Here is a 25,654-nt window from a genome sequence, read left to right on the forward strand (position 1 = left end):
ATTAACCGGGCCAGAGCAGAAACAGTCCCATGCCTGTGGCGATGGCCACCAGGGCATTGGCGCCAAGCCTGGTGAGTACCGCAACCAGTAAGCCACAAACCAGATAGGGGTCGTGCCAGTGAAGGTCGATGCTCTGATCCCTGATGAAGATCAGCGGGGCGGCGAGGGCGCTCAATACTGCCGGGGCGCTATAGCTGAGCAGATGCTGGCTGCGTCGTCCCAGGCGTACGGGCAGTTTGGGCTCCAAAAACAGATAGCGGCTGGCAAATACCAGCACGGCACAAGAGAGAAGAGTTAACCAGATCACCCCTTGTCCTCCATCAGAGTTTCCCCGGTAAGATTGGCAAATACAGCGCCAGCCACCATGCCTGACAGCGAGGCGATCAGCAGCCCCATGGGCCAAGCCAATGCTTCCGCCAGTACCGCCAGGGGCATGGCCACCAAAACGCAGATCCAGTGAGATCGACGCCTGAGACCGGGCGTCACCAGAGCTATGAAGATGGCGGCGATGGCGAAATCCAGCCCCGAGGTATCGAATGAGTGAAGCTGCTGGCTCAGCAGCACCCCGGCCAGGGTAGCCAGGTTCCAGCCGAGATAAAAACTCAGCCCACCACCGAGCATGTACCAGGGGCTCTCCGCCTCCTCCTTGCCTGGATGAGCGATGGCGAACAGCTCATCGGTTAGCAGAAATCCCAGAGTCAGCCGCCACTTCAGCGACAAGACACTCACCTTGCGTCTCATGGTCATGGAGTAGAGCAGGTGCCTGGAGGTGATGAGGGCGGTGGTGGCCAGGATGGCGCCGACTCCGGCACCGGTTTTCAGCAGGCCGATGATCGCAATCTGCGCCGCCCCGGCAAAAATGATTGCCGACAGCCCCTGGCTCTGAAGCGGGCTGAGGCCGGCATCCATGGCCAGAGATCCCACCAGCAGACCCCAGGGCAGCACCGCCAGGGTAAGCGGGCTCATGGCCAGAGCGCCTTTCAAGAGTTGCGATCGGCGACGGACCTGCCGATAGGCTTGGGGCTGTTGCGACATGCATCGGTTCCTGTGGTTCAGATTCGGGGATTCTGGCTGTTGCCAGACCATGAGCGGGCATAAACTCCGGGCGGGACGCCCACCACTCGCTTGAAGTGACGGCTGAAGTGGCTCTGGTCGTAGAAACCGCAATCCAGCCCTGCCTTCAGTGGCGTCAGTCCCATGCGGATCAACCCGGTGGCCATACGGATCCTGGCCTGTAACTGGTAGGCGTGGGGCGGAAGGCCAAACTCTTTGCGAAACTGCCTGAGCAGGTGGAAGGGGCTCAGGCCTGCCACTGTGGCCAGGCGTTCCAGGTCCACATCCTCGGCACAGTGGGCATCCAGGTACTCCTTGGCCAACAGCAGTTGAGGCCTTGGACTCCGCTGTTCGGCCACCCTCTGACGGCCATGGCGGCTCATCAGTTGGACCATCACTGAATAGAGCAGGGATTGCCTGAGCAGGGCGCTGGACTCAGATTTGAAGGCATCGAAGGTCAGCTTGAGCTGCCCGGCCAGGGTGGGGTCCCGCACCACGGGTTCGCAGAAGTAGGGCGCGCCCGGATAGCCAAGTTCTTTGCTCAATGCTTCAAACTGCTCGGGGGTGGGGTACATGGCCTGATAGGACCAGCCTCCCTCGGTGGCGGCGCAACCATTGTGCACCTCATCGGCGTTCACCAGGATGATGGTATGAGTGGGCGCCACATGATTGCCGCCACTGCGAAAAAAACGTTGGGCGCCGGTTTCGATGATGCCAACGGTATAGCCTTCATGGGTATGACGGGAGAAGTTCTGCTTGTGGTAACGAGCATGCAGCAGTTCCAGACCTCCCAGGTCCGGACAGTGTCGATACTCTGCCTGCTCTTTGCTCATTGCTTGTCTCACTGATGACGGCCAACCAGTGTAACCGAGATGGTGATGATGGCTTGTACAAAATTGCCGTTGTCTCTCGGGGCTGTCCCATACAGCGAAGACTGGGTTCAGTGACCTCGGCGCGGCTCGGTGAGCCAGACTGCGATGGTTACAGAGAGCATGGTCGTAGTAGGATATCGGCGAGAATCAACCCTATTGGGAGCCGGTGAGCTCATGAAACAGTCCCTAGTCCATGTTGCCCTGGTGGTGCGTGATTACGATGAAGCCCTGGAGTTTTACGTCGGTAAGCTCAACTTCGAACTCATCGAGGACAGCTATCAGCCCGAGCAGGAGTACGGCATGGTGGCGGTGTTCGAAGATCTCTACGGTAACCGGTGGGATCTGCTCCAGCTCAATGACGATCACCCCATGGCCCTCCGCCAAGGCTAACCGGACAAAAAAGGCCTACAGACTCTTTTTTGTCTCCTCAATCAGCCGTTGCCATTGAGGGTACGCCATAAAGCTCTTGCTCAAGTTGCCCCAGGGCGCCATTGCCTCACCTTGCAGAGCCAGGCTGTCTTCGGCTCCTGTGTGCAGCAGGTAGAGATAGTAGAAGGCTGAGGCGCGATAGTTTGCGGCGCAGTGGATCAGTACATCTTTGTCCTCGTTGGCATCCATCACCTTTAGGAATTGCTGGACATCCTTCACGGTCGGCTGCTTCCAGTCCACACCGATGTGGGCGTACTCCATGCCCGCCTCGGTCACCAGCTTGCCCTCATTCTCCAGACCCGTTGGATTTCCCGCAGGGATCAGATTGATCACCAGATCCACTCCGGCTTGCTTCAGAGCTGGAAACTGCTGCGGAAGGGGCAGGCCTGAGGTGATCACCCGTTCAGAGGGAAATTGGACCGCTTTGACCTCTGCCAGTGCCTCGGGCTGGATGGCGGCGTGTGCCCCGGCGGATGCCAGCAGAGTGCCCAGGACTACTTTTTTGATCATCTGTTTATCCTCCAGAGTGTTAATCACAACTTACCTCAGTCCTTTAAGCCGGCAATGGGGAAAGTGTCAGCATCTGTTAAAGGCCGCAGGACTCAGATCACGCCCCGGCGTTTCTCCTTGGCACAATACGTGCGAAAGAGCGCTTCGACTTGGGGCCACGTCTATCTGCGTCGAAGCAGGGGAGGGTATCGGTCAGGGCATGGTGATAACCGCAACCATCCTAAGGATTATCCGAGTTGCTGCTTGTCTGCAGGTGATTAATTTACAGCCACTTTCCTCTGCGGAGTAGGGGATAAAGCCGGTGGATGCTGGTGTATTCCAAATAGGCTATCAACCCATAGAAATAAATCATAATGCACCGTTCTGGCCTGGGAAAAGGGCTGTGTTAGTCTGCTGTTATATCGATGTTTGTTCAGTGAAAGTGCCGATGAAGCTGTTTACCGATGACCGCAAGCTGTCCATTCTCCACAAGGGTGAGGACCTGGTGCCTCCGGGGTCCATGTTGAGCCAGATAGCCTTTGCTCCCATGCGAGAGCCGTTGGACAGAGAGGTGGTGGCCTATTTGGAAGCGACTATGGGAATTCGCTTTCCTTTGTTGATACTGGATTTTCTGGAGCAGTGTGGTGGCTATGAAGCCAGCACCAAATATGTCTATCCCAGTGCGCTGGGTAAGGCGTTCAAACCGGTCGGCATCGAATTGCGTTGCCCGGACCGTCATTGTTTCTTTGATCTGTCCTGCTTTCAGCAGCCGGATCTGAACCCGTTCGCCACTCTGGCAGCCTGTCTTCCTGCCGACTTTGTTCAGGACCATGAGCTGCTTCTGCGCAAGATGATTCCCCTGGCCTGGGACAACGGGTTCCTGCTGTGTCTGGATTTCAGCCGCAACCCCTGCGAGCCGGCCATCGCCTTTGTGGATCCCAAGGCTCCGGTGATTCACCCTATGTTCCTCGATTTTATCGATTTCGTGCTCAGAATCGGTTATCTCGAACACTGAGATTGAAACGTGAACAAGCCCGGCACTGCCGGGCTTGTTTGATCCACTGTTGCCAAGGTTACAGGTTGGGCTTGTAGTCAAAGCCCGCCTGGGCCTGCGCATCGGTGAAGCTGTTGATGGGCTGCTTGCGGTTCAGCATGGCGTTTATCAGGGAGCCGGGGAACATCTGGATGCCGTTGTTGAACTCTTCCACGTTACGGTTGAAGATGCGGATGGCGGCGCCAACCTGCTCCTGCTGCTCGGAGATCTCCGCCATCACCTTGAGGTAGGTGTCGGAGGCTTTCAGGATCCGGATAGGCTTCCACGGCCACCCTCAGACCCTGCAGAAGCCCTGCGGTGTGCTTCTCTGCCTGTGCCAGTTTGGCCGCATCCACTCCCCCCTGACCCAGCTCGTTGATGGCCGTCACCCGTTTGTTGTGGCTCATGAAACTCCTTTCAACGTGCTTCGGAGTGGGGTGGGACGGTTTAACGCTTTGAGGAGGCGACAATAATACCTAAAAACTACTGTAACTAAACAAGAAATGTAAATACCACTCAGCCGGAAATTCAAAACCGGGCGTTCGCCTTGATTGGTGCCGAAAATCCCGGCAGTTGAGTAAAATGGGTGAAGTGGTCTGATGAAATCGGTCCCGCTGATGCAGTAGAGTGGTCCCCCACATACCTCCTTTGAACCCCAGGCAATAGGACACCCGTCATGACATCCATCACCATCCGCGGCAATGAGTTGAGCTATCTGGACAAGGGCCAGGGCCCAGTGCTGCTGTTCGGCCACAGCTACCTGTGGGACGCGGCCATGTGGGCCCCGCAGATAGAAGCCCTGAGTCAGCACTACCGCTGCATCGTACCGGACCTCTGGGGACACGGCGCGTCCGGTGCCATTCCTGCCGAGACGCGCAACCTCAAGGGCATCGCCGAAGATATGCTGGCACTGATGGATGCCCTGGAAGTGGAGCGTTTCTCCATCGTCGGGTTGTCCGTGGGGGGCATGTGGGCCACCGAGTTGGCGCAACTGGCGCCCAGCCGCATTCAGAGCCTGGTGCTGATGGACACCTTTGTGGGCCTGGAGCCGGAAGTGACCCACAAGAAATACTTTGCCATGCTGGCGGCCATCGAAGAGACCCGTCAGGTGTCGGCGCCGCTGCTGGATCAGATTGTGCCGCTGTTCTTTGCAACTGACGTGGCAGAGCGCCACCCGGAATTGGCACAAGGGTTCCGTGACAGTCTGGCGAATCTGCCGGAGTCCCGTATCGATGACATCGTTCGCATGGGCCGCATCATCTTCGGTCGCCGGGATCAGGTGGACTATCTGGCCAAGCTGGCGCTGCCGGTACTGATCATGGTGGGCCAGGAGGACAGGGCACGCACCGTGCTGGAGAGCTATCTGATGCTGGATGAGATCATCGGTGCCCAGATGGTGGAGATCCCCAAGGCGGGTCACATCTCCACCCTGGAGAATCCGGAGTTTGTAAACCGACACCTGTCGGCGTTTTTTGAGCGGGTGTATGGCTGAGCATAAGCCATCTGTATACGGCTGCCTGCGCAGGCAGGTGTTCTATAAGCAATTCCTAATAAGGCCACCCTGCGGGGTGGCTAAACAGGTGAGGTGTGTCTCCGTCCTGGTTGATTGAGTCTTTACCCGTCAAACGATCATTTTATGGAATACCATTCAATGGCCGTTTGGGCGCCAGTAGCGGTCACCCAGTGTCTATGAAAATCGGGGCTATTCACATCCGCGATGGCGAGTCCATAAAAGCAAAGTGATAATGACCGTTGCTGTGGGTGTACCGTCTGGGCTGCTAAAGGGGGTCGGTGACTAACGTTGCACTGGATGCCGGTTTTGAAAGTCCGAGCGCATTCATTCAAGCATTTCGAACTGTAACCGGTAAAACGCCAAGTCACTTTCTTAGTTGAGATGGAGGATCAATGTCACCCTTGTGCCTGAAGTCGCCGTCCTAAAGTTCTTTAAAGATGTCTCAGTTGGGCACTATGCTTACGCCAGTAATAAGACGGGCTAATTGCATAACATTAGAACATCATCCAGCGAGCCGGTCTCTTTCCGCCTCTAGTAATGCCCGTTTCCGCTCCAATCCCCAGCGGTATCCGCCAAGACTTCCGTCTCCTCGCAAGACCCGATGGCAAGGAATAAGCACGCCGATACGGTTTTTTGCACAAGCTGACGCAACCGCCCGAACAGCCTTGGGCTTGTCGATTTTCTTAGCCACCTCGCTATAGCTAAGAACATCACCTTCTCGGATGCTCAACAGAAATTTCCATACCTTCATTTGAAAGGCTGTGCCTCGCATATCAAGTGGCAAGTCGGGTCTTGGGGCCCCTTTACTAATATGCTGATTCAATGCTTCCATCCAGGCATCAAGTTCAGGAGCATCTTGCGCAGGAGAGGTGCTTAATTCAGCTTTAGGAAATTCCGCCTCTAGGTTGGAGATCAGAGACGTTTCATTTTCACCGAATTGAACAAAACAGACTCCTTTATCCGTCGCTGCCATGGCCATTAGACCCAGTGCTGTGGTTCGACACGCGTAGGTGATGGTCTCGCCAGCACCGCCTGCGCGATAGGCCTTGGGCGTCATCCCAATATTTCGGGTCGCTTCGCCGTAGACACGGCTAATGGAGCCAAATCCGGAGGAGAAAATTGCATCAGTTACGCTGTCACCTTCCTTCAAGGATTGCTTGAAATGTCGCATTCGAACAGCGTCTTGATAGGCCTTAGGTGAAACGCCAAAGGCTTCTTTGAATACTCTTTGTAGCCTTGATGGAGACAGTCCTGCTAACTCAGCCAAGCTAGCCAGTGTTAGCCGTTCATTAGCATGCTCCTCAATATGGCGGGCGACCTCCACTAATCGAGCTACCCGTGGAGTGCCGTCCGTAGCTTGGCAACGCTTGCAAGGCCTGAAACCAGCCAACATGGCGCATTCAATAGTTGGAAAAAATCTTAGGTTTTCGGGCTTGGCTAGGCGAGCGGAGCAGGATGGTTGGCAGAATACGCCCGTTGTGATAACGCCATAGAAAAACAGTCCATCGAAGGACTTATCCCTTGCCTGTATTGCTACTCGCATTAGCTGTTCTGATGGCATCGACATGACGTAACCCTTTACTGGAATTTGACAATACTAGTTGAACTGAGTTCGCGAAGCGTGTCCATCCGATTATTGCTGAGTAATTTCAAACCAAGCAATTTGTTGCGTTCGGACACCTTGTGCCAGACCAAGCAGCGAAATTGAATTAGAGCGCAATAATCGGATGTTTTGAGTTTTGATCACTCGCTAAGCTGCTTACAACATGTATGAACTTGGGACAGGTACTCACTATGATATCTACGATAAACACATCTATGGGCGCTCGTGAATGGGTAATGTTGGTCGCTCTATCCATCCTGTGGGGAGGGTCATTTTTCTTCGTCGGTATAGCTGTAGCAGATCTGCCGCCACTTACAATTGTTTTGCTCAGGGTAGGAATCGCTGCCATAGCGTTATGGAGCATCGCGTTGGTCATGGGGCTGCGCCCACCAAAGAGCTTGGGAGTTTTGGCGGCATTTTTGGGAATGGGGTTGTTGAACAATGTCATTCCCTTTGTCCTTATCGTTTGGGGGCAAACTCAAATTGCGTCTGGACTGGCATCGATCCTTAATGCTGCAACTCCGATATTCACTGTAGTTGTCGCTAGCATGTTACTACCTGACGAGCGTGCCAAGCCCTTGAAAATTTTAGGAGTAGTGATTGGTTTTACTGGAGTAGTTGTGATGATCGGTCTACCCGCTATCGATGGCGACAACAGCTTGCTAGCACAACTCGCTATCATTGCTGCAACTGTGTCCTATGCGTTTGCCGGCGTGTATGGCCGCCGATTCAAGGCAATGGCTATAAACCCCATAATTACTGCTGCTGGCCAGGTCACTGCATCAGCGCTCGTGTTGGCGCCTATCGTACTGATCATAGACGGTCCTCTTGATTTTGCAGTGCCCAGCATGGGGACATGGAGAGCCATCGTTGGGCTTGCTGTCCTCTCTACAGCTGTCGCTTATGTTCTCTATTTCAAAATATTGGAGTCGGCAGGAGCCACCAATCTGCTATTGGTTACATTGTTGGTTCCCGTCTCGGCGATACTGCTCGGATTACTGTTCCTCAACGAATCATTGGAGGCTGTCCATTTTGTGGGAATGGCGCTGATTGCTCTGGGCTTATCGGCCATCGATGGGCGGCTATGGCAGCGCAGAATGATTGCGAAGGCCTAACCGCCACTGTACAAACCGATAGCTTAACGAATAGGCAGGTAGCGCGAATTGAATCGCCCCCAGAACCATAGACACAACTCAGCTTTCCAATGACCGCATCATGTGGCGTTCCCAGTCACTTCTCATAATGGCAGTTTGTAAGGGACAGCGCCCAAGTATTATGTTGGGCGCTGTACTCTGACTAAGAGACGGCTGTGTTTGATCTGTATGTCGATATGATATGGAGCTATTCCGCCTTGCTTTGCGTCGGCATCTTTATTACCGATTTCTGCAAGATCAACGAATTAGGGTAGGTGATCATTCTGTCCCCCTGTCTGATGATCACGTGAAACAGAGCGATCTCTTCGATCTCACCGGATATGTCATCGTCTTTGTCTACTACCTTCACGTAGTCACCGACGCGATAGGGAAAGGCGAAGAAAATGACGAAACTGGCGGTAATGTTGCTCAAAATGGACCACTGGGCAAACAGTGCCACGCCAACCACCGCAAAGATGGAGGAGGCTAAAACGGCCAACTGCTCATACTCCACGCCAAGCACCACAAACAGCGCCAGAAGCAACGCCAGTGAGAGTAGGATATTGAGTGTTCTCACCAAGTATCGCACTCGAAAAGGCTGTACAGACCGTTTTTGCCCGTAGCTTTCGATTCCCCGGGCTACCAGTCTTCCTGCCGTGATGTAGGCGAGAATCAGTACGCCGGCTAATATCCACTGCATTCAGTTTCTCCTTGTCTTGTTATCAGGTTAATCCAGGCTCATCGACGTCGTAGATGATGCCGGGACCCGGGTCCTCATCGAAGAGAGAGTCTATCTGCGCCATCGCTTCGTCAGCGTGCTGTTGCTCAAAGTAGGCAAGATGAAACAGCGCGTCTCCCTCGTTGACGAGTGGCAGGGTGTGCTGACCGATAACGATCCCCTCCTTGGGCGCAAGCAGAGTGAACTCTCCGTGCCCCAGCGGTGCTGCAATTTTGGCTAGCACGGCTCCTTTTTTTACTTTTGAGCCCAGTGCGACCTGGGAGCGGATGATGCCATCTTGCTCGGCTCTGACCCAGGAGGTCGACCGTGCCACAGCCATAGTGTCGGACCGGCTTCGTCGACGTGACGGCAGCATGCCGAGGCTGCGCATCACCCGAATGCAACCTTTGATCGCCATGTTTATGGCACCGCTGTCAAACCTGAGCGCTTCACCTCCTTCAAAGGTGAGCACAGGAATGCCCTTAGCCTGAGCTTCTGCTCTGAGAGAGCCGTCTCTGGTGGAGGCGTTGATTACTACCGGTGCACCAAAGGCTTGAGCCATTGCACTGCTTTCCGGGTCATCCAGGTTGGCTCTGAGCTGAGGCAAATTGGTTCTGTACACCGCGGCCGTATGCAGATCGATGATGTGACTGCAACGGGTCACCACTTGGCTGAAGAACTGATGGGCAAGCCTGGCCGCGATGGAGCCTTTCTGGCTGCCGGGGAAGCTGCGATTGAGATCGCGCCGGTCCGGCAGGTAGCGGCTTTTCTGGATAAAGCCAAAGACATTCACCACAGGTACTGCGACGAGCGTGCCCTTCAGTTTGGCCGGCTCCACCAGAGACAGAATCTGCCTGACTACCTCCACACCGTTGAGTTCATCCCCGTGGATGGCCGCACTGATCAGCAGCACCGGCCCTTCGAGGCGGCCATTCAGCACCTCCACAGGAATGGTCAGCGGTGTGTGGGTGTACAACTGGGCAACATCCAGTTGTATGGTTTGCTGCGTTCCCGGGGCAACCTCGACCCCACCCAATTCAAAACCACGATTTGGTTTAGCCCTTGCCACGAGTGCGCGTCCTTTGAGGTTTGGCGTTTTTTTCAATGTACTCAATGATCATACCGGCCACATCCTTCCCGGTCGCGGCCTCGATCCCTTCCAGTCCCGGAGAGGAGTTCACTTCCATCACCAAGGGGCCACGATGGGACCGCAACAAGTCCACACCGGCGACGCGTAAGCCCATGACCTTGGCTGCCTCTACTGCAGTACGCCGCTCTTCCGGAGTGATGCGCACCAGTGAGGCACTGCCTCCCCGATGCAGATTGGAGCGGAACTCACCCTCGGCTCCCTGGCGTTTCATGGCGGCGATAACCTTGTCGCCGATGACGAAGCAGCGGATATCGGCGCCGTCTGCTTCCTTAATGAACTCCTGCACCATGATGTTGGCCCGGAGCCCAAGGAAGGCTTCGATGACGCTTTCTGCCGCCTTGCGGGTCTCCGCCAGGACCACGCCAATGCCTTGTGTTCCCTCAAGCAGCTTGATGACCACAGGGGCGCCGCCAACCATATCCAGAAGATCCTTGATGTCATCGGGCTTGCTGGCGAAACCGGTAATTGGCATGCCAACCTTGCGGCGTGACAGCAGTTGCATGGAGCGCAGCTTATCTCTGGAGCGGGTGATGGCCACTGATTCGTTGACCGGGTAGACACCCATCATCTCGAACTGACGCAGCACGGCGCAGCCATAGAACGTCACCGACGCACCGATTCTGGGAATGATGGCGTCGAAACCTTCCAGGCTTTCCCCTTTAGAGTGAATGCTGGGTTGGTCTGAATTGATGTTCATGTAACAGCGCAGGGCGTCGATCACGACTGCCTGATGGCCGCGTTGCTCACAGGCTTCGATGAGCCTGCGAGTGCTGTAAAGCTTGCTATTGCGTGACAGTATGCCGATCTTCATTTCGGTTGCTCTCCAAGCAAATAGGATGAGTCGGAGTCAATCAGCAGCCGGCCGCGCATGGCGGTCCGACCGATGAGCATGCGAAACTTCATGGTATCTCTGTTGGTGACGGTCATCTCCACCGGCCAACTCTCGGTGCCGAGGGTAAGCTGGGTAAGAATTACCGGTCTGTTTTCCACATGACCGCCGGAATCGGTGACGTCACGTTGGTCGACAATGGGGGCCTGGCACACCACGACGGTGTCTACATCTCCCTGGCGGGGGTGGACATGAAACTCCAGCCAGGGGTGACCCTCTTTATCGAATACCCGGGTGTGAAACGCGTGCAGACAGGATGTGCGCGCCCCGGTATCCATCTTGGCCTTTATCTTGTCGATGCCCAGGTCGGGTAAAGAGGCCCACTCCCGCCAACCGGCACACTGCTTGGGCGATCTCTTTTCACTGTCCATACAGCCTCCTTCGGCTGATGTCCGGCGCCCCCCGGGGCGCCTTGGTTAGGGGATCAGAACGAGTGTGCCCAGTCCCAGGAATGTCAGGAAACCCACCACATCAGTGACTGTGGTCAGGACCACAGAGCCCGATAGGGCAGGGTCAATCTCTTGTCGGTCCAACATCACCGGGATGATGACACCGGCCAGGGCGGCGACCACAATATTGATGATGATGGCCGCGGCCATCACCAACCCGGTGGCCAGATCGCCAAACCAAAGTCCTGCCACCGCGCCAATAATCACCGACCAGGTAACGCCGTTGAGCAGGCCTACGCCCATCTCTTTAGAGAGCAAGGCGCGCAAGTTACCCTGTGCCAGTTGTCCCATGGCCAAGCCGCGTACCACCAGCGTCAGAGTCTGGCTGCCAGCGATGCCGCCCATGGAGGCGACAATGGGCATCAGTACGGCCAGCGACACCACTTGAACCAGAGTCGCTTCAAACTGACCAATCACCCAGGAGGCCAGCAGCGCGGTGAGCAGGTTGATCCCCAGCCACAGTGCCCGGCGCTTGCTGCTTTGCCATATTGGCGAAAACAGGTCAGTTTCCTCATCCAGACCTACGGTGGCCATCAGCCGGGATTCATACTCTTCCCGGGTGAGCTCCAGAGCCAGTTGCAGGCTGATGCGCCCCAGTAAACGTCCATCCTGATCGATAACCGGCAAGGCGGAGAGATCTGAGTGCTCCACGGCTTCGGTGGCGTCCACCAGGCTGGTCGTCGCTTGCAGCGGCGCCAAGTCCAACAAGGGAGCATCCTGCAGCCGCTGAGAGCCGGGCAGGGTAGCCAGCTGTTGTAATGACATGGCACCCCGATACACCCCTTGGGCATCAACCAGGTAGGCCTGGTCACTGAAAGGGTAGCGGCTGCGCACCAGTACACGCAGGGCATCGGCGGCCCGGGCGTTGGCTGGAATCAGCACCATCTCGTGGTTAAGGTAGCGGCCCACTTCGTCGTCGTCGAACTGACTGGCTTGCTCAAACCAGCGCCTTTGTCTGGCGGTCATTCTGCTGACCGCTTCGTCGACCACCGACTCAGGCAGGTCGTCCGCCAATTCGATCAGGGACTCCGCATCCACCCGGTCGAGCAGTGCCACCAGTGTGGGCTCAGGCAACGTTCTCAAGATGGCGCCACGGGCTTCCGCGCGCATTGCCACCAGTACATCCAGTTGCTCATCCTGGGCAACCTGCTGCCATCTTTCCAGACGCTCTGCTATGGGCAGAGATTCCAGCAACAGGGCAATCTCCCCCGCCTCAACCTGTTCAATGGCTTGCTCGAACAGCGACTCTTGCTGAGCTTCCTTGGCCAGGTTCAGCTTTTCAACCAGTTGACTGACCTCCTCCCTGGAGTGGTCAATTTCGTTTGGTAGTTCGGTCAAGGTGCTCTCCGTTGCTGCAGGTGCGGTTAAAAAAGGGGCAAATTTTGGCGGCATCATGCGCCCAAAAACTGATTTCTACAATCAAATTCTGATGTCAAAACTCAACTTTTTTTCTGAGTGTTTTCGAGCGCTTTTCCAGGTCAATCGGAACTCAGTTCAATGAGTGCCACGAGTCGTGTTTTGATTTCTTTCTTACCGGCATCTATCTAAGATTAGTGGAGTATTTCGAGGATGAGACACTTATGAAAAACAGCCAGGGATTGATCATTGGTCGCCGCTTCGACGGCCAGGGTGGGGCAGAGCCGGTGGCGCTCTGTGAGGATGTTCACTGGCGCTCTAGCGAAGATCCCCTGTGGTTGCATTTCGACTACACCGATGAAGGGGCTAAATCCTGGATAGAGCAGCACAGTGGGCTGGAGCGCGTTGCCATCGATGCACTGCTCTCTGAAGGCAGTCGACCCAGAGCGACCGTGTTGCCGGAGGGATTGCTGCTGAACCTGAGGGGGGTGAACCTAAGTCCAGGTTCGGATCCGGAAGATATGGTGGGCATTCGCTTGTGGACCGATGGTCAGCGCATTCTGAGCACCCGAAAACGGCCTTTGCTGTCGGTTCGGGATATTTCCGATCGCTGGGACCTGGGGGAGGGGCCTCGAAACGTGGGTGAGTTTCTGGTGGTACTGACTGAACGCCTGATGGCGCGGATGCAGGGCACCATTGATGAAACCGAAGATCAGATCGACGAGATCGAGGAGCAGATGCTCACCTCAGACAGTCAGGGCCTTCGCAGTCAGATTGCCTCACTTCGGCGTACGGTGATCTCTTTGCGGCGTTATTTGTCGCCTCAAAAAGAAGCCCTTCAACAACTGCAGATACTCAAAGCGGCCTGGTTGACTCAGGATGAACGTTTGGCGATCCGTGAGGTGGCCGATCATCTTAGCCGTTTTATAGAAGGGCTGGATTCGGTGCGTGAGCGAGCGTTGGTGGCTCAGGAGGAGCTGAACAACCGGTTGGGCGAGAGGATGAATAACCGGATGTATGTGTTGTCTCTGGTTGCGGCCATCTTTCTTCCCCTCGGTTTCCTGACCGGGTTGTTGGGGGTGAATATCGGCGGCATACCCGGTGCAGACTACCCGCTCTCATTCTGGATATTCTGTGGGTTGCTCGTGGCGTTGATCGGGCTGCAGTGGTGGTTATTCAAGCGCAGCCGATGGCTCTAAGCCGATGACTTGGGGATCAGCAGCAGATCACAGTACAGTGTTTCCATAATCTGCTCACTGGTACTGCCGGTCATCTGCCTTTGAAACAGCCCTCGGGCGACCAGGCCCATCACCAGGATGTCGATACGGTGTTTCTGGCAATAGCTGATCAAGGTTTGCGAAGGTTCACCCTGGAGCAATCGCCAGTTGAGTTTGCGCCAGCCGTTGTTGGCAATGAACTCCTGAATCACCTGCTGATGAGTGGACTGAATCATTGAGCGGTATTTGACCATGTAAGCGGGCACATAACAGCTGTGTACCACACTGACCTCTCCATTGAGGGCTCGGGTTAATCCCAGTGCCTGATTGACAATTTTAACGTCCATGTCGGCTGGACGGTCACTCTTGTGGAACGGATCGATGGCGGCCAACAGCGACAGTCGGGTTGGCCAGGGGTGGTCACTGAGCAGCAGTACAGGGCACTGGCTCTGCTCTATGACTCTTCGAAACCGGGGAGGAACCCGCTTGCCTGGACAGTAGACCACCAAAAGGTCAGATTCCGACTCCCAGTGCTTTTGCGCGGTCTCCAGGCTTTTGCTCCAGATGTAACTCAGTTCAAGGGCAACTTTTCCGGAAGCTAACGGGGCGATAAGTGACTGAGCCCAGTCATTGACCTGCTGCTTGTAATGGTCGGCGGCGGCAGCCAGTTCCTGATCGTCAAACAAATAGAATCGTTGCAGAGGCGGGGATTCGCCGTGGATCACCACTTGGCAGGGTGAACTGCTCGCCCGCAGGAGCGGACGCAATTTTGATCTTATCAGGGACAGCTCACCTTCCAGAGCGGACAGCAACAGAGTCGCTCGGTACATTCTTGTCTCCTTATTAGCCGGTAGTCAGACTTTTCTGTTCCTTTGAATCGCTGACTTTGCCATTTCAGTATAGAGGTGTCTTCCGATAATAAGCCTGCCAATGTCCGGAGTTTTCAGTGAAATTTAGCGTGCCTGTGCCTACATTTAGCTAATCTCGGTTGGAGGTTCAGCCGTCTGACCTTGGCGTTTTGCGGCTTGATGAACACAAGGTCACTCTTTTCCTGGAGGTGTGATGCTCAGTGACAGAATAAAGGTGTATTACGACCGGGCAATCGATGCTGTATTTGGCCTGATTCTGCTGTTTATCTCCATTGGGGTTGCCATTGGGGCGATGAAGCTGTTTTTCACCACCTGGGATCTGATACGAGCTGAAGGGGTAACGGGTAATTACATCCACATCATTACCGATGTACTGACGCTGTATGTGATGATAGAGCTGTCAAAGTCCTTGGTTGAGTACTTCAAGTCTCATCGATTGCGTCTGACCTTTATTCTCGACGCAGCTATCGTATTCATTGTGCGTGAGATCCTGATTGCCCTGTTCAAACATGAGATCAAAGCAGAGATGATCTATGCCTTCTCGGTATTTCTGTTGGTACTGGGGGCAATCAGGATCGCCGCAGTGGTGGTCTATCAAAGAGAGAAATTGATCTCCGGTGACGATCACTGAACCCTAGGTTTGAACAGCAGGGCCGTTAATCAGGTGATTTGACCGTCAGCCCCGTGATTCGGCCGCTTTCGGCAAGCGGGCGAAGTTGAGGGTCCGTGTCTGCGTGCCCCAGGTAGTCTGATGAGATGTCGATAGCGCGTTGCAGGTGCAGAGCGGCTTCCTCCAATTCACCAAGAGCAGATGCGGCACAGGCCAGTTGGTAGAAGGCGTGGCCATTCTCCGGATCGATCTGTAAGGCCTGGCGACACAGGTTTATGGCCCATTTTGGTTCGCTAAGCTCAAGGGCTGAGTCTGCTTTGTAGGTGAGCGCCTCTACATCGTCAGGTCGAAGCTGCAGGATCTGGTCATAGATGGAAATTTTCTGTTCTTCGCTGACTTCCTGGCTTGCTCTGAGCCACATTGAATGAATTTCGTTTGTTCGCTCAAGCTCACTTTTATTTTCTGATATCAGCTTCTCTTTGGCATTCATCTGTTCCTCAACGCTTTTTAGCCTTTTTTCATAGCGGTTGATCAATTTGGTTACCTCTTGATCGGTCATCGTTAAGGCTTTGTCTTTGATGTCTCTGATGGAGGTCCAGCCAACCAGGACCAATAAGGAGGAGGCCCCTGCCACCAGATAGAAAAAGTAGGTCACGGTGTCCGTGGCGTAGGTTACGGAGTGGTTTGCCAGTGCCATCTGTTTCTTGTTGAGTTCGCCGATGAGTTCTGCTCTTTGCGCCTGCAATTCGGTTCTCAGAGTTTTGACTTCGTCGAGGAGATAGCGCTCTACAAACGGATTGTAGAGGGGCTTATCCAATTGACTGACGGAATCACGTACTTCCTGCTCCTCTGTGAGGGGCGCTGCAGCAGCAAACAGGTTGTGGCTGAAAAGAAGAGTGACAACGCACATGAGGATTGTTGTGAGGTTTGCTTTCATAAGGGGACCTGATCGGGCAAAGGTAGTGTACAAATCATATCGACATCTTCTGTATGATGCAAAGTCGCACAATGCCTCTATTAATCAGCCGCTTATTGATTCGCTTCTTCGGATCTTTGATTTATTTTGATTAGAGCTGTAACCTTTATTGGGTGTGTGGACAATACCAGTGCGTCCATGGAGGGGGCACTATCTGTCTATGGAGTTCGGCAATCAAGAAGGAGGAATGTGTGAGTAACCGGGATAATCTCGCAGTGGATTTTCAGTCAATGGCCTCTCTCAAACATTGGGGTGAATCCCCGGAGCTGGCCGAGAAAACAATGAAACGCAGGTCGCTGGTTCATTGTGGCTGGGGGCGAGTTCTGTTTGGCCATACTTACGCTGATCACCAGGCCTTGATAGAAGACCTAAATGATGAGGATCAGTTGCGTTCAGATGTGGTGTTTTATTGTCGGGAGCCTCAGGTTCTCGTATCGAAAGCTCCACATCAGTTGTTTATTGACCCCTCGCTAACGTACCGACTCGATCTATCTGGCTCTAAACCAGAGGTTACTCGCTCTCCTAGATTACGGGTCCGTACCTTGATGGGGGGGTGGGATGAATACAATATCAATAAATTGTTGCTTGATTTAGGAAGGGTGGACCTCGGGGATGACTTTACTCACAAGATGTTTGCGGACCCCTCTTTATCAGTGCTCATAGCGGAAGATGAAAAATCGGGCCAATTACTAGGATGCGTTTTCGGTATCGATCATAAGCTCGCGTTTGACGATCCCGACAATGGTTCAAGCGCGTGGTCGCTTGCCGTTGTTGAAGACTCTCCGTTATCAGGAGTGGCCAGTGCGCTGATTTCTGAGTTGGCAAAACGCTTCCGGGAAAAAGGGCGACAATTCCTTGACTGGTCGATAGTTCATGATGAGCAGGATGACTGCTTGCTGGCTGAAAACATGGGGTTTGCGCGCGTTCCGGTTTACTCAGTCAAGAACCGAAATGCAGTTAATGAGCCTTTGTATACCAGCGAAGCAGAGTGCCAGCCAGAATCATTGAGTGCTCAAGCCCTGCCACTGGTTGAGCAAGCTCGTCGCCTGGGGATTTCGGTACAGATACACGACGCGGCCAGGGATCTGTTTTCTCTTCAGCTTGCGGGGCAGTCGGTACGCTGTAAAGGGGCACTCACTGAATTAACCAGCGCGGTTGCCTTGCAAGTGTGTGAAGATCTTCATATCAGCAATTCATTGTTGAGGGGGGTAGATGTTGCTGTGCCAGCACAATGTTTCATCTCGACGAAAAAGGCGCTTGAAGAGTTTGCTAAGCCTTTCATATCGATAGATCTGTTGCCTGCAGTAGGTAACGACGATGGCCAGGCTTTACTGGGTTTGAAGACAGAGGCCGACCTTGAAGCGGCCTGGCATGTTGTTCAAAGCAGTAAGCTGCAATGGGTGGCCCGGGAAAGTATCTTTGGACAAAAGATTGATGTGTTGGTCATCGGCGGTGATGTGTTTGCTGCTAAGGTCGGAGGTCGGTTTTTAGATCACAGTGAGCCGTGCAGGGAGAAAGTCATCTCGCCGGGATCAACACACAACAGTGAAGATGTCACCCAACGCCTCCATCCCGTGATAAAGCGTGCGGCCCTCATGGCTTCGCAAGCACTTGGAGTTCAGGTTGTTGCTTTGGAAATGACGGTGGCCTCAGCTTGCCAGCCAGACTACAAAGTCACTTTGGCGAACCCTCGGCCCGCGCTGAACGCTTTTGCCCCTCAACCGGTAATTGAGCACTGGTTAAAGTTTCTGTTTCCCAGCCTCGCCACTGCAATAGAAATGAAGCGCACTTTTTAGCTTGGCAGGCGCCGACATTGAGTTGGTTATACGGGGTAAGGGTACACAGGAATCGGGCACGTCGATAGGAGCCTTTAATCACGCAGTATGAGACGTCGAGATGGTACTTCCACTGAGAGGTTGTGAGTTAAAAACCCATTGAAAAAGCCCCCAAATCTGGGGGCGTTTGTCTATCTGAGCACTTTGGAGAGGAAGGATTGGGTCCTCTGCTGCTGCGGTGCATCGAAGATTTGCTGCGGCGGTCCGCTCTCCACCACTTCGCCGCCATCGATGAACAGCACCCGATCTGAGACCTCCCGGGCGAAGCCCATCTCGTGGGTGACGATCACCATGGTCATGCCGTCGTCCGCCAGGGATTTCATTACGTCCAGCACGTCGCCGACCATCTCGGGGTCCAGGGCCGAGGTGGGCTCATCGAACAGCATCAGATCCGGCTCCATCGCCAGGGCGCGGGCGATGGCCACTCGCTGCTTCTGGCCTCCGGACAGGCTGGAGGGGTAGACCTGGGCTTTGGCGGCCAGGCCCACCTGTTCCAGCAGAGAGAGGGCTTTGGCTTTGGCCTGTTCGGCGTCCATCAATCCCAGTTTGACCGGTGCCAGGGTGATGTTTTCCATCACCGTCTTGTGCGGGAACAGATTGAAATTCTGAAACACCATGCCGACCTTGCGGCGCAGCTGATCCACGCAGGCGCCGGGGGCGGTGATCGACTCCCCTTCAATGAGGATCTCGCCTTTCGTGGGGATCTCCAGCAGGTTGAGACAGCGCAGGAAGGTGCTCTTGCCGCTGCCGCTGGGACCGATGACGCTGACCACTTCGCCGGGGGCGACGGTTTGGTCGATCCCCTTGAGAACCTCTACATCGCCAAACTGTTTATGCAGGTTGCTGACTTTAATCACTCTGTTTCAGCCTCTTCTCAAATTGGGACAGCATCAGGGTGAAGCTGTAGGTCAACATCAGGTAGATGATGGCGCAGGTAAACAGCGGCACCACGTCTTCGAAGGTGCGACTGCGGATGATCTCTCCGGCGCGCATCAGGTCGACGCCGCCGATAAAGCCGATCACCGCAGTCTCCTTGAGCAACACGATGAATTCGTTGCCCAGAGCCGGCAGGATGTTCTTCACCGCCTGGGGCAGAATCACCTCCTTCATCGCCTGACCCTGAGAGAGGCCGAGGGAGCGGGCCGCTTCCGTCTGGCCCTTGTCCACCGCCTGGATGCCGGCACGGATGATCTCCGAGATGTAGGCACCGCTGTTGATGCCGAAGGCGATCACCGCGGCGGTGATCTTATCCACGTCCAGCGAGGCCAACACGATGAAGTAGAGGATCACCAGCTGGACCACAACCGGGGTGCCGCGAATCACCGACACATAGAGGTTGGCCGGCCAGCGCAGGTACCAGTGGCTGGACATCTTCATCAAAGTGGTGCCGATCCCCAGCACCGAGCCGAGCAGAGTAGCCAGTATGGTCACCGCCAGGGTGACCTTAAGGCCGCTCCAGATCAGCAGGATGCCCACCATTCCATCCTGGCCGATGGGGGTAAAGAGAGAGTCGATGATCGCCTGCATAGGGTTACTTCATGTACTGGGAGATGAGGGCGTCGTACTGGCCATTGGACTTCATCTTGTCCAGGGTGGCGTTGGTCTGCTTGAGCAGTTCGGCGTTCTCCTTGGAGATCGCCAGACCGTAGTATTCCGGATCAAACGCCAGCTTGGTCAGCTGCAGATCCGGGTTCTTCTTCATGTGATTGGCGGCAGGCTCGCTGTCAAACAGCACCAGGTCCACTTTGCCGTTTTTCAGCTCCATGATCGCCTCGAAGCCGGTGTTGAACGCCACCACGTTCTGGCTGTACTCCTTGGCCATGATGTCGCCGGTGGAACCCAGCTGCACGGCGATGGTCTTGCCCTTAAGCTCGTCCGGGCCGGAAGGCGCCTGGCCCTGCTGGGTCAGCACCACCTGGGTGGCTTCGTAGTAGGGTTGGGAGAAGTTCACCGCTTTTTGGCGCTCCGGGGTGATGGTCATGCCGGCGGCGATCATGTCAATTTTGCCCGCGTTCAGGGCCACAATCAGGGAGTCGAACTTCATGTTCTCCACCTTGAGGGTCTTGCCGGCGTCTTCGGCAATCTGACGGGCGATGTCGATATCGAACCCTTTGACTTCGTCGCCGTTGGGGCCACCCATGTATTCAAAGGGAGGGAAGGCGGCGTTGGTGCCGACCACCAGGACGTTCTCTTTCTTTCCACAACCGGTCAGGGTCAGCAGGGAGAGGCTCAGTACAGCAATGAGTTTCTTCATAATCTGGTCTCTGTTTTCAATGGTTCGATAATTGAGAGAGGCCGACTATAGGACAGGGGCAAATGCTTAGTCAATAACTATGCGTTCAGAATGAATTAAAATGCGTTTGATTGCGTTGTTTTTCACCAGTTTTGAACAACGATGCAACCAATGCTATTGGCTTAACGCTATGAGGGAGTGTGTTCACTGTCCAGACAGACATCTCAAACATGCAGCGATTGAATATTTATGCATTGGCCTTGAGGGGGAAGGATTTGTGAGTCATCAGCAGCAACAGGGCGGTCCCCGCCACCAGAGCCAGGGTGGATCCCATGCGGTAGAGGCTGGAGAAGAACAGGTCCTGTTGCCCAGGCACCACGCCGGACATCAGCACGGTGACCGCTGAGGTGCCGGCAAATCCGATGGCGCCACGCTCGCCGCCCTGGCAGACCAGCGACAGGAAGGGGCCCAAAGCCAGGGAGAAGGCCGCCAGGTAGAGCAACAGATGGTCCAGGTAGGAGAACAGCAGCAGTTGTAGCGTCAGGGTGAGGGCACAGCCCAGCAGGGTGCCCACCAGTCTGGCGCGGGAGGCGACAAAGCTGCCCATCAGGCTCATGGGGGCCAACAGCAGCACCGCGGCCGCCTGAGCCGAGAGGGTGTCCGCCAGATCCATACATTGAAACAGCAGATAGAGAAGCATCACCATGCCCCAGGTGATGCGCAGGCCATGGGCGACCTGCTCCGGTGTCTGTGGCGGAGGCCCAGGCATGGGCTGGGGGTCATCCGTCGGGATAAGCAGCAGCATCAGGGCGGCCATCACCGAAGCCAGCAGGGCAGAGAAAAACAGATCCAGGCTGAAGTCCATCAGATCGAAACCGGCAAAACTGCCCACGTTCATCATGACAGACCCTATGGACAGGTTAACAAAGCCAAACATGTAGCTGGCGGGGTGGGTCATGGTGATGCAGCTGATGGCCATCCACAATGCCATGGCGGCCAGGGTCAACAGGGGGAAGGGCTGGAGAAAACCAAGAATCAGGTTGGCCAGCAACCCGGTGAAGCCGACGGACAGCAGCAGTTGGCCTACCACATAGCCGTTCCAGCTCTGCAGCCGCGACAGCAGCACCACCAGCAGCAGCGGCGCGAACATGGCACCGTAGCTCCAGTTGCCCAGCGTCGCCACCACAAAGGCGATGCTGGCGCCAAGCCAAAGCCGCTTGAGCATCTGCACAGCCATCAGTAGATGAAGTGCAGGTGGCTGATGAGGGCGATCTGCACCTGGGCCAGGGTGCGCCAGAGTGGGCTCTCATCCGGGTAGAGCACTACGGAAGCACGGGAGCCGATAAACAGTTGCTGAGGCAGCAGGTCGTCCGAGTTGAGGTTCACCCTGACCCTCTGGGAGTCCCTTACCCAGCGGTTGCTTATCTGGATGCTGGACAGGGCGCCATTGGCGGTCTGCTGCGCCTGGGCGACCCCCATGTCACGGCTGTCCAGGGTGAGGGGGAACACCTCTCCGGGCAGGGCATCGTAAGCCACCAGGGCGCGGGAGTGGTTGTCCATCAGGGCCAGAGCCTTCTCTCTGAAATCGGCGGTGATCCACAGGGAGTTCTCCGGAACAAAGGAGAGCAGGGGTTGGTGGGCGTTGGCGTAGCTGCCGGTGATCAGCTGCAGGTTGGAGACCACACCATCCTCCGGCGCACGGATCTGGGTGTAACTAAGGTTGAGTTTTGCCTGGTTGAGGGTGTTCAGAGCCATCTCCACCGCAGAGATGGTGCCGTCGCCCCACTGGGCCTTCAGGGTCTGCAGCTGCTGCCGGGCCATATCCCGCTCCGCTTCTGCCCCAAGGTAGGCGGTGCGGCTCTGATCCAGCACCGATTGCGACACCAGCTGGCGCTCACCCACCTTGCGGGTGCGCACATACTCCTTATGAGCGTGCTCATAGCCGATCTGGGCCCTGGATAGCTGGGCCTCTGCGGCACCGATCTGAGCCTGCAGAGCCTGTTGCTGCTCCCTGGCTTGCTGCAGGGCTATCTCCGCCTGAGTCACCGCCAGTCGATAGCGGCGGTCATCCAGAGAAAACAGCAGTTGGCCGGCAGTGACCCTCTGGTTGTTCTCCACCTCAACCGAGGTGACCGAGCCGGACACCTCGGTGGCCAATTGCACCACCTGTCCCTGAACTCGGCCTTCGGTGGTCAGGGGCGCGAAGCGGTCGGAAACCACCACATAGAGCAGTACCAGCAGGAACAGCAGCAGCAGGGCGCGGGTCCAGCGTTTGAAAAGGGTGTCGAGTGCGGGCATTGGAAGGCCTGGTTAATTCGCGGTGCGCCAGTATAGGGTCTGTTATTGGTTTCATGAAGGCGGCATAATGGTTCACATATGACCTAAAATTGAGACAATGATGAGTCAGCTGGATGATCTAAATCTGTTTGTGATGACCGTCAGGCATCAAGGGATCAGTGCGGCAGCTAAGGCGGCGGGCATGCCCAGATCCCGCGTCAGCCGGCGGCTGCAGGAGCTTGAGCGTGCTCTGGGGTGCCAACTGCTGATCCGCACCACCCGCCACATCGAGCTGACCGAGAATGGCCGCATGCTCTATGAACAGACTCAGGGGCAGTTGGATACCGCCAATCAGGCGATGGTGCGGCTCAAGGAGCGCAGGATGCAGATGGAGGGGGCTCTGCGAATGGCGGTGCCGGCGGCGGTGGCCTCATCGCCCACCTTCATCACCATGATGCAGCAGTATATGCAGCGTTATCCCAAGGTCAGCCTGGAGGTGTTCTATCACCAGAGAAGTGTCGATCTGCAGCGAGAGCGCATCGATATCCAGCTTCTGCCGTCGGAGGCGGAGGTGATCAATCTCGATTATGTGCGCCAGAGCCTGCAGCCTTTCCCCTGTTGCTGGGCGGCCACCACGGACTACCTGGAGACACATGGGCGGCCTGCCGACGAGAGCGAACTGCAGCAGCACGCCTTGCTAGCCAGCCGCCACATTGCGGCGTTTTTGCAGCGGGATCTCAGCTTTCGCTTTCGCACCGATGATCTGCACCTGGTGCAGCAACTGACCTGTCAGGGGATGGGCATCGGCTTGCTGCCCAGGGTGTTTGTGGCCCGGGCCCAGGACGAGTTCAGCCTGGAGCCGCTGTTTGGTGAGCGTCAGGCGGGAGAGGTGGGGCTGAGCCTCATCTACTCATGCCGCACCTTCCTGCCGGAGAAGACCCGCAAGATGATCGATCACATCCGCGAGACCTTCAGTTCTCTAGGCAGGTAGTGGTGCCGGTTAGCTCCAGCGGAATCGCCAGCTGGCCAGGGCCAGACTCACCAAAGTGATGGCCGCCAGGGGCCACAGGTGATGAGCAATGGCAAAGAGTCCGGCCCCGTCGATGATCACCGCCCGGTTGGCGTCGTTCATGTGGGTCAGCGGCAGCAAGTCCGCCAGGGTGCGCACCCAGGGGGAGCTGCCCTCCAGGCTGAACCAGATCCCCGACAGCAGCATCATCGGCCAGGAGAGCAGGTTGAGGATGCCGTTGGAGAGTTCCTCTGAACGTGTGCGGCTGGCCACCAGCAGGCCGAGGCTGATCATCGCCGCGCCGCCCAGGGTGGTATTGACCAGCAGCAGCAGCGGGTTGCCCACCACGTCGATGGAAAAGATCAGCGCCACCAGGGTAAAGACCGCCACAGAGGTGGCGACAATGGCGCCCAGGCGGCTGAGCATCTGTGACGCGAGAAACTGCCAGGGTCGCAGGGGAGTCACCTGCATCCGCTTGAGCACCCCGGTGCGGCGATAGCGTACCACCACATAGCCGACGCCGTAGAGGGCGGAGAACATCATGTTCATGCCGATGATCCCCGGCAGCAGCCACTCCACGTGGCTGACCGCCTCTCCCTGAATACTTTCGGGATTCAACTGGGGCAGGCGGGCTACCACCAGTTGTTCGGCGATGTAGCCCCGGCTGGAGTCTGGATTGACCCAGTAGTGCTGGCTGTCGATGGCCAGATCCACCAGATGGCGGGCCACCTTGTGTTTGGCCTCCTCAAGGCTGGCGTAGTGGATGTACTCGATGTGGTCGAGGCTTTGCAGGGCCGATGGAATGGCGGTGTTGCCCACCAGGCCAATTTGATACAGGGGGCGCTGATCGTCGTCAAACACCAGCGCCAGGGCGATGATCAGCACCAGAGGAAACACCAGGGACCACCCCAGGGCAGAGCGGTCTCGGCAGAACTCCAGGTTGCGGGCGTGGATCAGGGCGAGTAGGGCGTTCATGGCTGCAGTTGGCTCCCGGTCAGCTTCAGGTAGAGGTCGTCCAGATTGGGCGCCCTGACGGTCAGCCCCTGCAGGGGCAGATTGTGGCGGCTAAGCCAGTTCAGCGCATCCTGGGTGTCGTCGCACTCCAGCACCAGTTGGTCGCCCTGGCGCCACAGCGGATAGCGGTCATCTTCGGGGACGGCCGACTGGCCCGAGTCCAGCAGGGTGATCAGGTGGGGACGGAAATGGTCCTGGAGCAGCACCTCAGGGGCTTCCTCGGCGACGATGCGGCCTCGCTCCATGATGGCGATGCGGTCACAGAGTTGCTGGGCTTCATCCATGTAGTGGGTGGTCAGCACCAGGGTTTTACCCTGATCCTTGAGGGTGCGCACCAGTTGCCAGAACTTGAGCCTGGCCTGGGGATCCAGGCCGGTGGTGGGCTCATCCAGGAACAGCAGCTCCGGGTCATTGACCAGACTCATGGCCAGCAGCAATCGCTGCCGTTGCCCTCCGGAGAGGTGAAAGTGAAGCTTATCCGCCACCTCCTGCAACTGACACAGCTCAATCAGATCCGAGATCTTGGCCTTTTTGGGGTAGAAACTGGCGAACAGTTTCAGGCAGTCGCGTACGCTCAGGTAGTCGGGCAGGGCGGTAGATTGAAACTGGATGCCAATGGCCTGTTTGTACTTGTTGTCTAGCGCAAAGCCTCGAAACAGCACCTTGCCCTTAGCAGGGGGAAGGACGCCTTCCAGCATAGACAGGGTGGTGGATTTTCCGGCGCCATTGGGCCCCAGCAAACCAAAGCAGCTGCCTTGGTTGATATTGAGATCGACTCCGTCCACCGCCCTGTGGTCGTCGTATTGGTAGTGCAGTTGTCGGGCTTGGAGCAGAGCGTTCAAGGTGGGCCTTCGAGATACCGGGGACATTACCGCTATTGTCCCGGCTTCTTGCAGGGCGATTCACTGTGAGTTTTAACAGAGTTTT

At 56.1% G+C, this 25,654-nt stretch carries 29 protein-coding genes; 9 read left to right on the forward strand and 20 right to left on the reverse strand.

The annotated features are described in order from the left end of the window. Position 1 precedes the first annotated feature (1 nt). From G505_RS0119835 to G505_RS0119845, 3 genes are read right to left on the reverse strand one after another with little or no spacing between them, the layout of a single operon-like run. Positions 2–307, reverse strand: a complete 306-nt coding sequence (locus G505_RS0119835; protein WP_028111112.1) for an AzlD domain-containing protein — start codon at positions 305–307, stop codon at positions 2–4. Continuing rightward, positions 304–1,035, reverse strand: a complete 732-nt coding sequence (locus G505_RS0119840) for an AzlC family ABC transporter permease (RefSeq protein ID WP_028111113.1) — start codon at positions 1,033–1,035, stop codon at positions 304–306. The genes G505_RS0119835 and G505_RS0119840 overlap by 4 nt, the downstream gene beginning before the upstream one ends. Before the next feature lie 17 nt (positions 1,036–1,052). Then, positions 1,053–1,886 carry an AraC family transcriptional regulator gene (locus G505_RS0119845; protein ID WP_028111114.1) on the reverse strand — a complete coding sequence of 278 codons (834 nt, stop codon included), beginning with the start codon at positions 1,884–1,886 and terminating at the stop codon, positions 1,053–1,055. A gap of 213 nt (positions 1,887–2,099) precedes the next feature. Between G505_RS0119845 and G505_RS0119850 the strand changes: the two genes are divergently transcribed. Next, a complete protein-coding gene (locus tag G505_RS0119850) occupies positions 2,100–2,315 on the forward strand; it encodes a VOC family protein (RefSeq protein ID WP_028111115.1) in 216 nt (71 codons plus the stop codon). Between the two features lie 15 nt (positions 2,316–2,330). Here G505_RS0119850 and G505_RS0119855 read toward each other — a convergent pair whose 3' ends face one another. After that, entirely contained in the window at positions 2,331–2,864 is a 534-nt protein-coding gene (locus G505_RS0119855; RefSeq protein ID WP_028111116.1) for a protein tyrosine phosphatase family protein, read from the reverse strand. A 427-nt stretch (positions 2,865–3,291) separates the two neighbouring features. Between G505_RS0119855 and G505_RS0119860 the strand changes: the two genes are divergently transcribed. After that, positions 3,292–3,858, forward strand: coding sequence for an SMI1/KNR4 family protein (locus G505_RS0119860; RefSeq protein WP_028111117.1), 567 nt, complete (start codon positions 3,292–3,294; stop codon positions 3,856–3,858). 58 nt (positions 3,859–3,916) lie between these two features. Here the strand turns inward: G505_RS0119860 and G505_RS23400 are convergent, their stop codons facing one another. After that, positions 3,917–4,114, reverse strand: a complete 198-nt coding sequence (locus G505_RS23400; RefSeq protein ID WP_028111118.1) for a LemA family protein — start codon at positions 4,112–4,114, stop codon at positions 3,917–3,919. Positions 4,115–4,552: 438 nt separating this feature from the next. Here G505_RS23400 and G505_RS0119870 point away from each other — a divergent pair, with 438 nt between their 5' ends. Together G505_RS0119870 and G505_RS23515 are read left to right on the forward strand one after the other, a co-directional pair. Then, on the forward strand, positions 4,553–5,368 hold the full coding sequence (locus G505_RS0119870) for an alpha/beta fold hydrolase (protein WP_028111119.1): 816 nt from the start codon (positions 4,553–4,555) through the stop codon (positions 5,366–5,368). Positions 5,369–5,667: 299 nt separating this feature from the next. Further along, positions 5,668–5,769, forward strand: coding sequence for a helix-turn-helix domain-containing protein (locus G505_RS23515; RefSeq protein WP_084644085.1), 102 nt, complete (start codon positions 5,668–5,670; stop codon positions 5,767–5,769). Positions 5,770–5,891: 122 nt separating this feature from the next. Here the strand turns inward: G505_RS23515 and ada are convergent, their stop codons facing one another. Then, entirely contained in the window at positions 5,892–6,956 is a 1,065-nt protein-coding gene (gene ada, locus G505_RS0119875) for a bifunctional DNA-binding transcriptional regulator/O6-methylguanine-DNA methyltransferase Ada (protein WP_028111120.1), read from the reverse strand. A 227-nt stretch (positions 6,957–7,183) separates the two neighbouring features. Between ada and G505_RS0119880 the strand changes: the two genes are divergently transcribed. Continuing rightward, a complete protein-coding gene (locus tag G505_RS0119880) occupies positions 7,184–8,107 on the forward strand; it encodes a DMT family transporter (protein ID WP_028111121.1) in 924 nt (307 codons plus the stop codon). A gap of 226 nt (positions 8,108–8,333) precedes the next feature. On the opposite strand, the gene G505_RS0119885 is transcribed toward G505_RS0119880, so the two are convergent. The 5 genes from G505_RS0119885 to G505_RS0119905 all read right to left on the reverse strand — a co-directional run bounded on the left by G505_RS0119885 (position 8,334) and on the right by G505_RS0119905 (position 12,669). Then, on the reverse strand, positions 8,334–8,702 hold the full coding sequence (locus G505_RS0119885; protein ID WP_245568409.1) for a mechanosensitive ion channel domain-containing protein: 369 nt from the start codon (positions 8,700–8,702) through the stop codon (positions 8,334–8,336). 145 nt (positions 8,703–8,847) lie between these two features. Next, positions 8,848–9,912 carry a succinylglutamate desuccinylase/aspartoacylase family protein gene (locus tag G505_RS0119890; RefSeq protein ID WP_028111123.1) on the reverse strand — a complete coding sequence of 355 codons (1,065 nt, stop codon included), beginning with the start codon at positions 9,910–9,912 and terminating at the stop codon, positions 8,848–8,850. Then, positions 9,899–10,804, reverse strand: a complete 906-nt coding sequence (rimK, locus tag G505_RS0119895; RefSeq protein WP_028111124.1) for a 30S ribosomal protein S6--L-glutamate ligase — start codon at positions 10,802–10,804, stop codon at positions 9,899–9,901. The genes G505_RS0119890 and rimK overlap by 14 nt, the downstream gene beginning before the upstream one ends. Beyond that, positions 10,801–11,253: an ATP-dependent zinc protease family protein gene (locus G505_RS0119900; RefSeq protein ID WP_028111125.1), complete on the reverse strand. Its 453-nt coding sequence runs from the start codon at positions 11,251–11,253 to the stop codon at positions 10,801–10,803. The genes rimK and G505_RS0119900 overlap by 4 nt, the downstream gene beginning before the upstream one ends. 45 nt (positions 11,254–11,298) lie before the next feature. Next, entirely contained in the window at positions 11,299–12,669 is a 1,371-nt protein-coding gene (locus tag G505_RS0119905) for a magnesium transporter (RefSeq protein ID WP_028111126.1), read from the reverse strand. A gap of 242 nt (positions 12,670–12,911) precedes the next feature. Here G505_RS0119905 and G505_RS0119910 point away from each other — a divergent pair, with 242 nt between their 5' ends. After that, a complete protein-coding gene (locus tag G505_RS0119910; RefSeq protein WP_035385601.1) occupies positions 12,912–13,886 on the forward strand; it encodes a zinc transporter ZntB in 975 nt (324 codons plus the stop codon). Here G505_RS0119910 and G505_RS0119915 read toward each other — a convergent pair. Continuing rightward, positions 13,883–14,734 (reverse strand): universal stress protein, encoded by an 852-nt coding sequence (locus tag G505_RS0119915; RefSeq protein WP_028111128.1) that lies wholly within the window; start codon positions 14,732–14,734, stop codon positions 13,883–13,885. The genes G505_RS0119910 and G505_RS0119915 overlap by 4 nt on opposite strands. A gap of 232 nt (positions 14,735–14,966) precedes the next feature. Here G505_RS0119915 and G505_RS0119920 point away from each other — a divergent pair, with 232 nt between their 5' ends. Continuing rightward, positions 14,967–15,404: a phosphate-starvation-inducible PsiE family protein gene (locus G505_RS0119920; protein WP_028111129.1), complete on the forward strand. Its 438-nt coding sequence runs from the start codon at positions 14,967–14,969 to the stop codon at positions 15,402–15,404. A gap of 25 nt (positions 15,405–15,429) precedes the next feature. On the opposite strand, the gene G505_RS22180 is transcribed toward G505_RS0119920, so the two are convergent. Beyond that, positions 15,430–16,320 (reverse strand): TPR end-of-group domain-containing protein, encoded by an 891-nt coding sequence (locus G505_RS22180; protein WP_051216537.1) that lies wholly within the window; start codon positions 16,318–16,320, stop codon positions 15,430–15,432. 230 nt (positions 16,321–16,550) lie between these two features. Between G505_RS22180 and G505_RS0119930 the strand changes: the two genes are divergently transcribed. Then, positions 16,551–18,155, forward strand: coding sequence for an N-acetyltransferase (locus G505_RS0119930; RefSeq protein ID WP_028111130.1), 1,605 nt, complete (start codon positions 16,551–16,553; stop codon positions 18,153–18,155). Positions 18,156–18,325: 170 nt separating this feature from the next. On the opposite strand, the gene G505_RS0119935 is transcribed toward G505_RS0119930, so the two are convergent. From G505_RS0119935 to G505_RS0119955, 5 genes are all read right to left on the reverse strand, one after another. Further along, positions 18,326–19,051, reverse strand: coding sequence for an amino acid ABC transporter ATP-binding protein (locus tag G505_RS0119935; protein WP_028111131.1), 726 nt, complete (start codon positions 19,049–19,051; stop codon positions 18,326–18,328). Beyond that, positions 19,044–19,721 (reverse strand): amino acid ABC transporter permease, encoded by a 678-nt coding sequence (locus G505_RS0119940; RefSeq protein WP_028111132.1) that lies wholly within the window; start codon positions 19,719–19,721, stop codon positions 19,044–19,046. The genes G505_RS0119935 and G505_RS0119940 overlap by 8 nt, the downstream gene beginning before the upstream one ends. Before the next feature lie 4 nt (positions 19,722–19,725). Then, positions 19,726–20,448: a basic amino acid ABC transporter substrate-binding protein gene (locus G505_RS0119945; RefSeq protein ID WP_028111133.1), complete on the reverse strand. Its 723-nt coding sequence runs from the start codon at positions 20,446–20,448 to the stop codon at positions 19,726–19,728. A 226-nt stretch (positions 20,449–20,674) separates the two neighbouring features. Further along, positions 20,675–21,652 carry a DUF2955 domain-containing protein gene (locus tag G505_RS0119950; protein ID WP_028111134.1) on the reverse strand — a complete coding sequence of 326 codons (978 nt, stop codon included), beginning with the start codon at positions 21,650–21,652 and terminating at the stop codon, positions 20,675–20,677. An 11-nt stretch (positions 21,653–21,663) separates the two neighbouring features. Next, positions 21,664–22,725 carry an HlyD family secretion protein gene (locus G505_RS0119955; protein WP_028111135.1) on the reverse strand — a complete coding sequence of 354 codons (1,062 nt, stop codon included), beginning with the start codon at positions 22,723–22,725 and terminating at the stop codon, positions 21,664–21,666. A 100-nt stretch (positions 22,726–22,825) separates the two neighbouring features. Here G505_RS0119955 and G505_RS0119960 point away from each other — a divergent pair, with 100 nt between their 5' ends. Continuing rightward, positions 22,826–23,695, forward strand: coding sequence for a LysR family transcriptional regulator (locus G505_RS0119960; RefSeq protein WP_211220006.1), 870 nt, complete (start codon positions 22,826–22,828; stop codon positions 23,693–23,695). A 9-nt stretch (positions 23,696–23,704) separates the two neighbouring features. Here G505_RS0119960 and G505_RS0119965 read toward each other — a convergent pair whose 3' ends face one another. Further along, complete coding sequence (locus tag G505_RS0119965) at positions 23,705–24,688, reverse strand: ABC transporter permease (protein ID WP_028111137.1); 984 nt, start codon at positions 24,686–24,688, stop codon at positions 23,705–23,707. After that, a complete protein-coding gene (locus tag G505_RS0119970; protein ID WP_028111138.1) occupies positions 24,685–25,569 on the reverse strand; it encodes an ABC transporter ATP-binding protein in 885 nt (294 codons plus the stop codon). The genes G505_RS0119965 and G505_RS0119970 overlap by 4 nt, the downstream gene beginning before the upstream one ends. Positions 25,570–25,654: the final 85 nt, after the last annotated feature.

The organism is Ferrimonas futtsuensis DSM 18154, from assembly GCF_000422645.1.
Classification (GTDB): Bacteria; Pseudomonadota; Gammaproteobacteria; order Enterobacterales; family Shewanellaceae; genus Ferrimonas; species Ferrimonas futtsuensis.

Bases quoted from the DNA above. Each gene is read 5' to 3' on its own strand.
- G505_RS0119840 (WP_028111113.1), bottom strand. From the start codon at position 1,035: ATGTCGCAACAGCCCCAAGCCTATCGGCAGGTCCGTCGCCGATCGCAA.
- G505_RS0119845 (WP_028111114.1), bottom strand. From the start codon at position 1,886: ATGAGCAAAGAGCAGGCAGAGTATCGACACTGTCCGGACCTGGGAGGT.
- G505_RS0119850 (WP_028111115.1), top strand. From the start codon at position 2,100: ATGAAACAGTCCCTAGTCCATGTTGCCCTGGTGGTGCGTGATTACGAT.
- G505_RS0119855 (WP_028111116.1), bottom strand. From the start codon at position 2,864: ATGATCAAAAAAGTAGTCCTGGGCACTCTGCTGGCATCCGCCGGGGCA.
- G505_RS0119860 (WP_028111117.1), top strand. From the start codon at position 3,292: ATGAAGCTGTTTACCGATGACCGCAAGCTGTCCATTCTCCACAAGGGT.
- G505_RS23400 (WP_028111118.1), bottom strand. From the start codon at position 4,114: ATGGCGGAGATCTCCGAGCAGCAGGAGCAGGTTGGCGCCGCCATCCGC.
- G505_RS0119870 (WP_028111119.1), top strand. From the start codon at position 4,553: ATGACATCCATCACCATCCGCGGCAATGAGTTGAGCTATCTGGACAAG.
- ada (WP_028111120.1), bottom strand. From the start codon at position 6,956: ATGTCGATGCCATCAGAACAGCTAATGCGAGTAGCAATACAGGCAAGG.
- G505_RS0119880 (WP_028111121.1), top strand. From the start codon at position 7,184: ATGATATCTACGATAAACACATCTATGGGCGCTCGTGAATGGGTAATG.
- rimK (WP_028111124.1), bottom strand. From the start codon at position 10,804: ATGAAGATCGGCATACTGTCACGCAATAGCAAGCTTTACAGCACTCGC.
- G505_RS0119900 (WP_028111125.1), bottom strand. From the start codon at position 11,253: ATGGACAGTGAAAAGAGATCGCCCAAGCAGTGTGCCGGTTGGCGGGAG.
- G505_RS0119910 (WP_035385601.1), top strand. From the start codon at position 12,912: ATGAAAAACAGCCAGGGATTGATCATTGGTCGCCGCTTCGACGGCCAG.
- G505_RS0119915 (WP_028111128.1), bottom strand. From the start codon at position 14,734: ATGTACCGAGCGACTCTGTTGCTGTCCGCTCTGGAAGGTGAGCTGTCC.
- G505_RS0119920 (WP_028111129.1), top strand. From the start codon at position 14,967: ATGCTCAGTGACAGAATAAAGGTGTATTACGACCGGGCAATCGATGCT.
- G505_RS22180 (WP_051216537.1), bottom strand. From the start codon at position 16,320: ATGAAAGCAAACCTCACAACAATCCTCATGTGCGTTGTCACTCTTCTT.
- G505_RS0119940 (WP_028111132.1), bottom strand. From the start codon at position 19,721: ATGCAGGCGATCATCGACTCTCTCTTTACCCCCATCGGCCAGGATGGA.
- G505_RS0119945 (WP_028111133.1), bottom strand. From the start codon at position 20,448: ATGAAGAAACTCATTGCTGTACTGAGCCTCTCCCTGCTGACCCTGACC.
- G505_RS0119950 (WP_028111134.1), bottom strand. From the start codon at position 21,652: ATGCTCAAGCGGCTTTGGCTTGGCGCCAGCATCGCCTTTGTGGTGGCG.
- G505_RS0119955 (WP_028111135.1), bottom strand. From the start codon at position 22,725: ATGCCCGCACTCGACACCCTTTTCAAACGCTGGACCCGCGCCCTGCTG.
- G505_RS0119960 (WP_211220006.1), top strand. From the start codon at position 22,826: ATGAGTCAGCTGGATGATCTAAATCTGTTTGTGATGACCGTCAGGCAT.
- G505_RS0119965 (WP_028111137.1), bottom strand. From the start codon at position 24,688: ATGAACGCCCTACTCGCCCTGATCCACGCCCGCAACCTGGAGTTCTGC.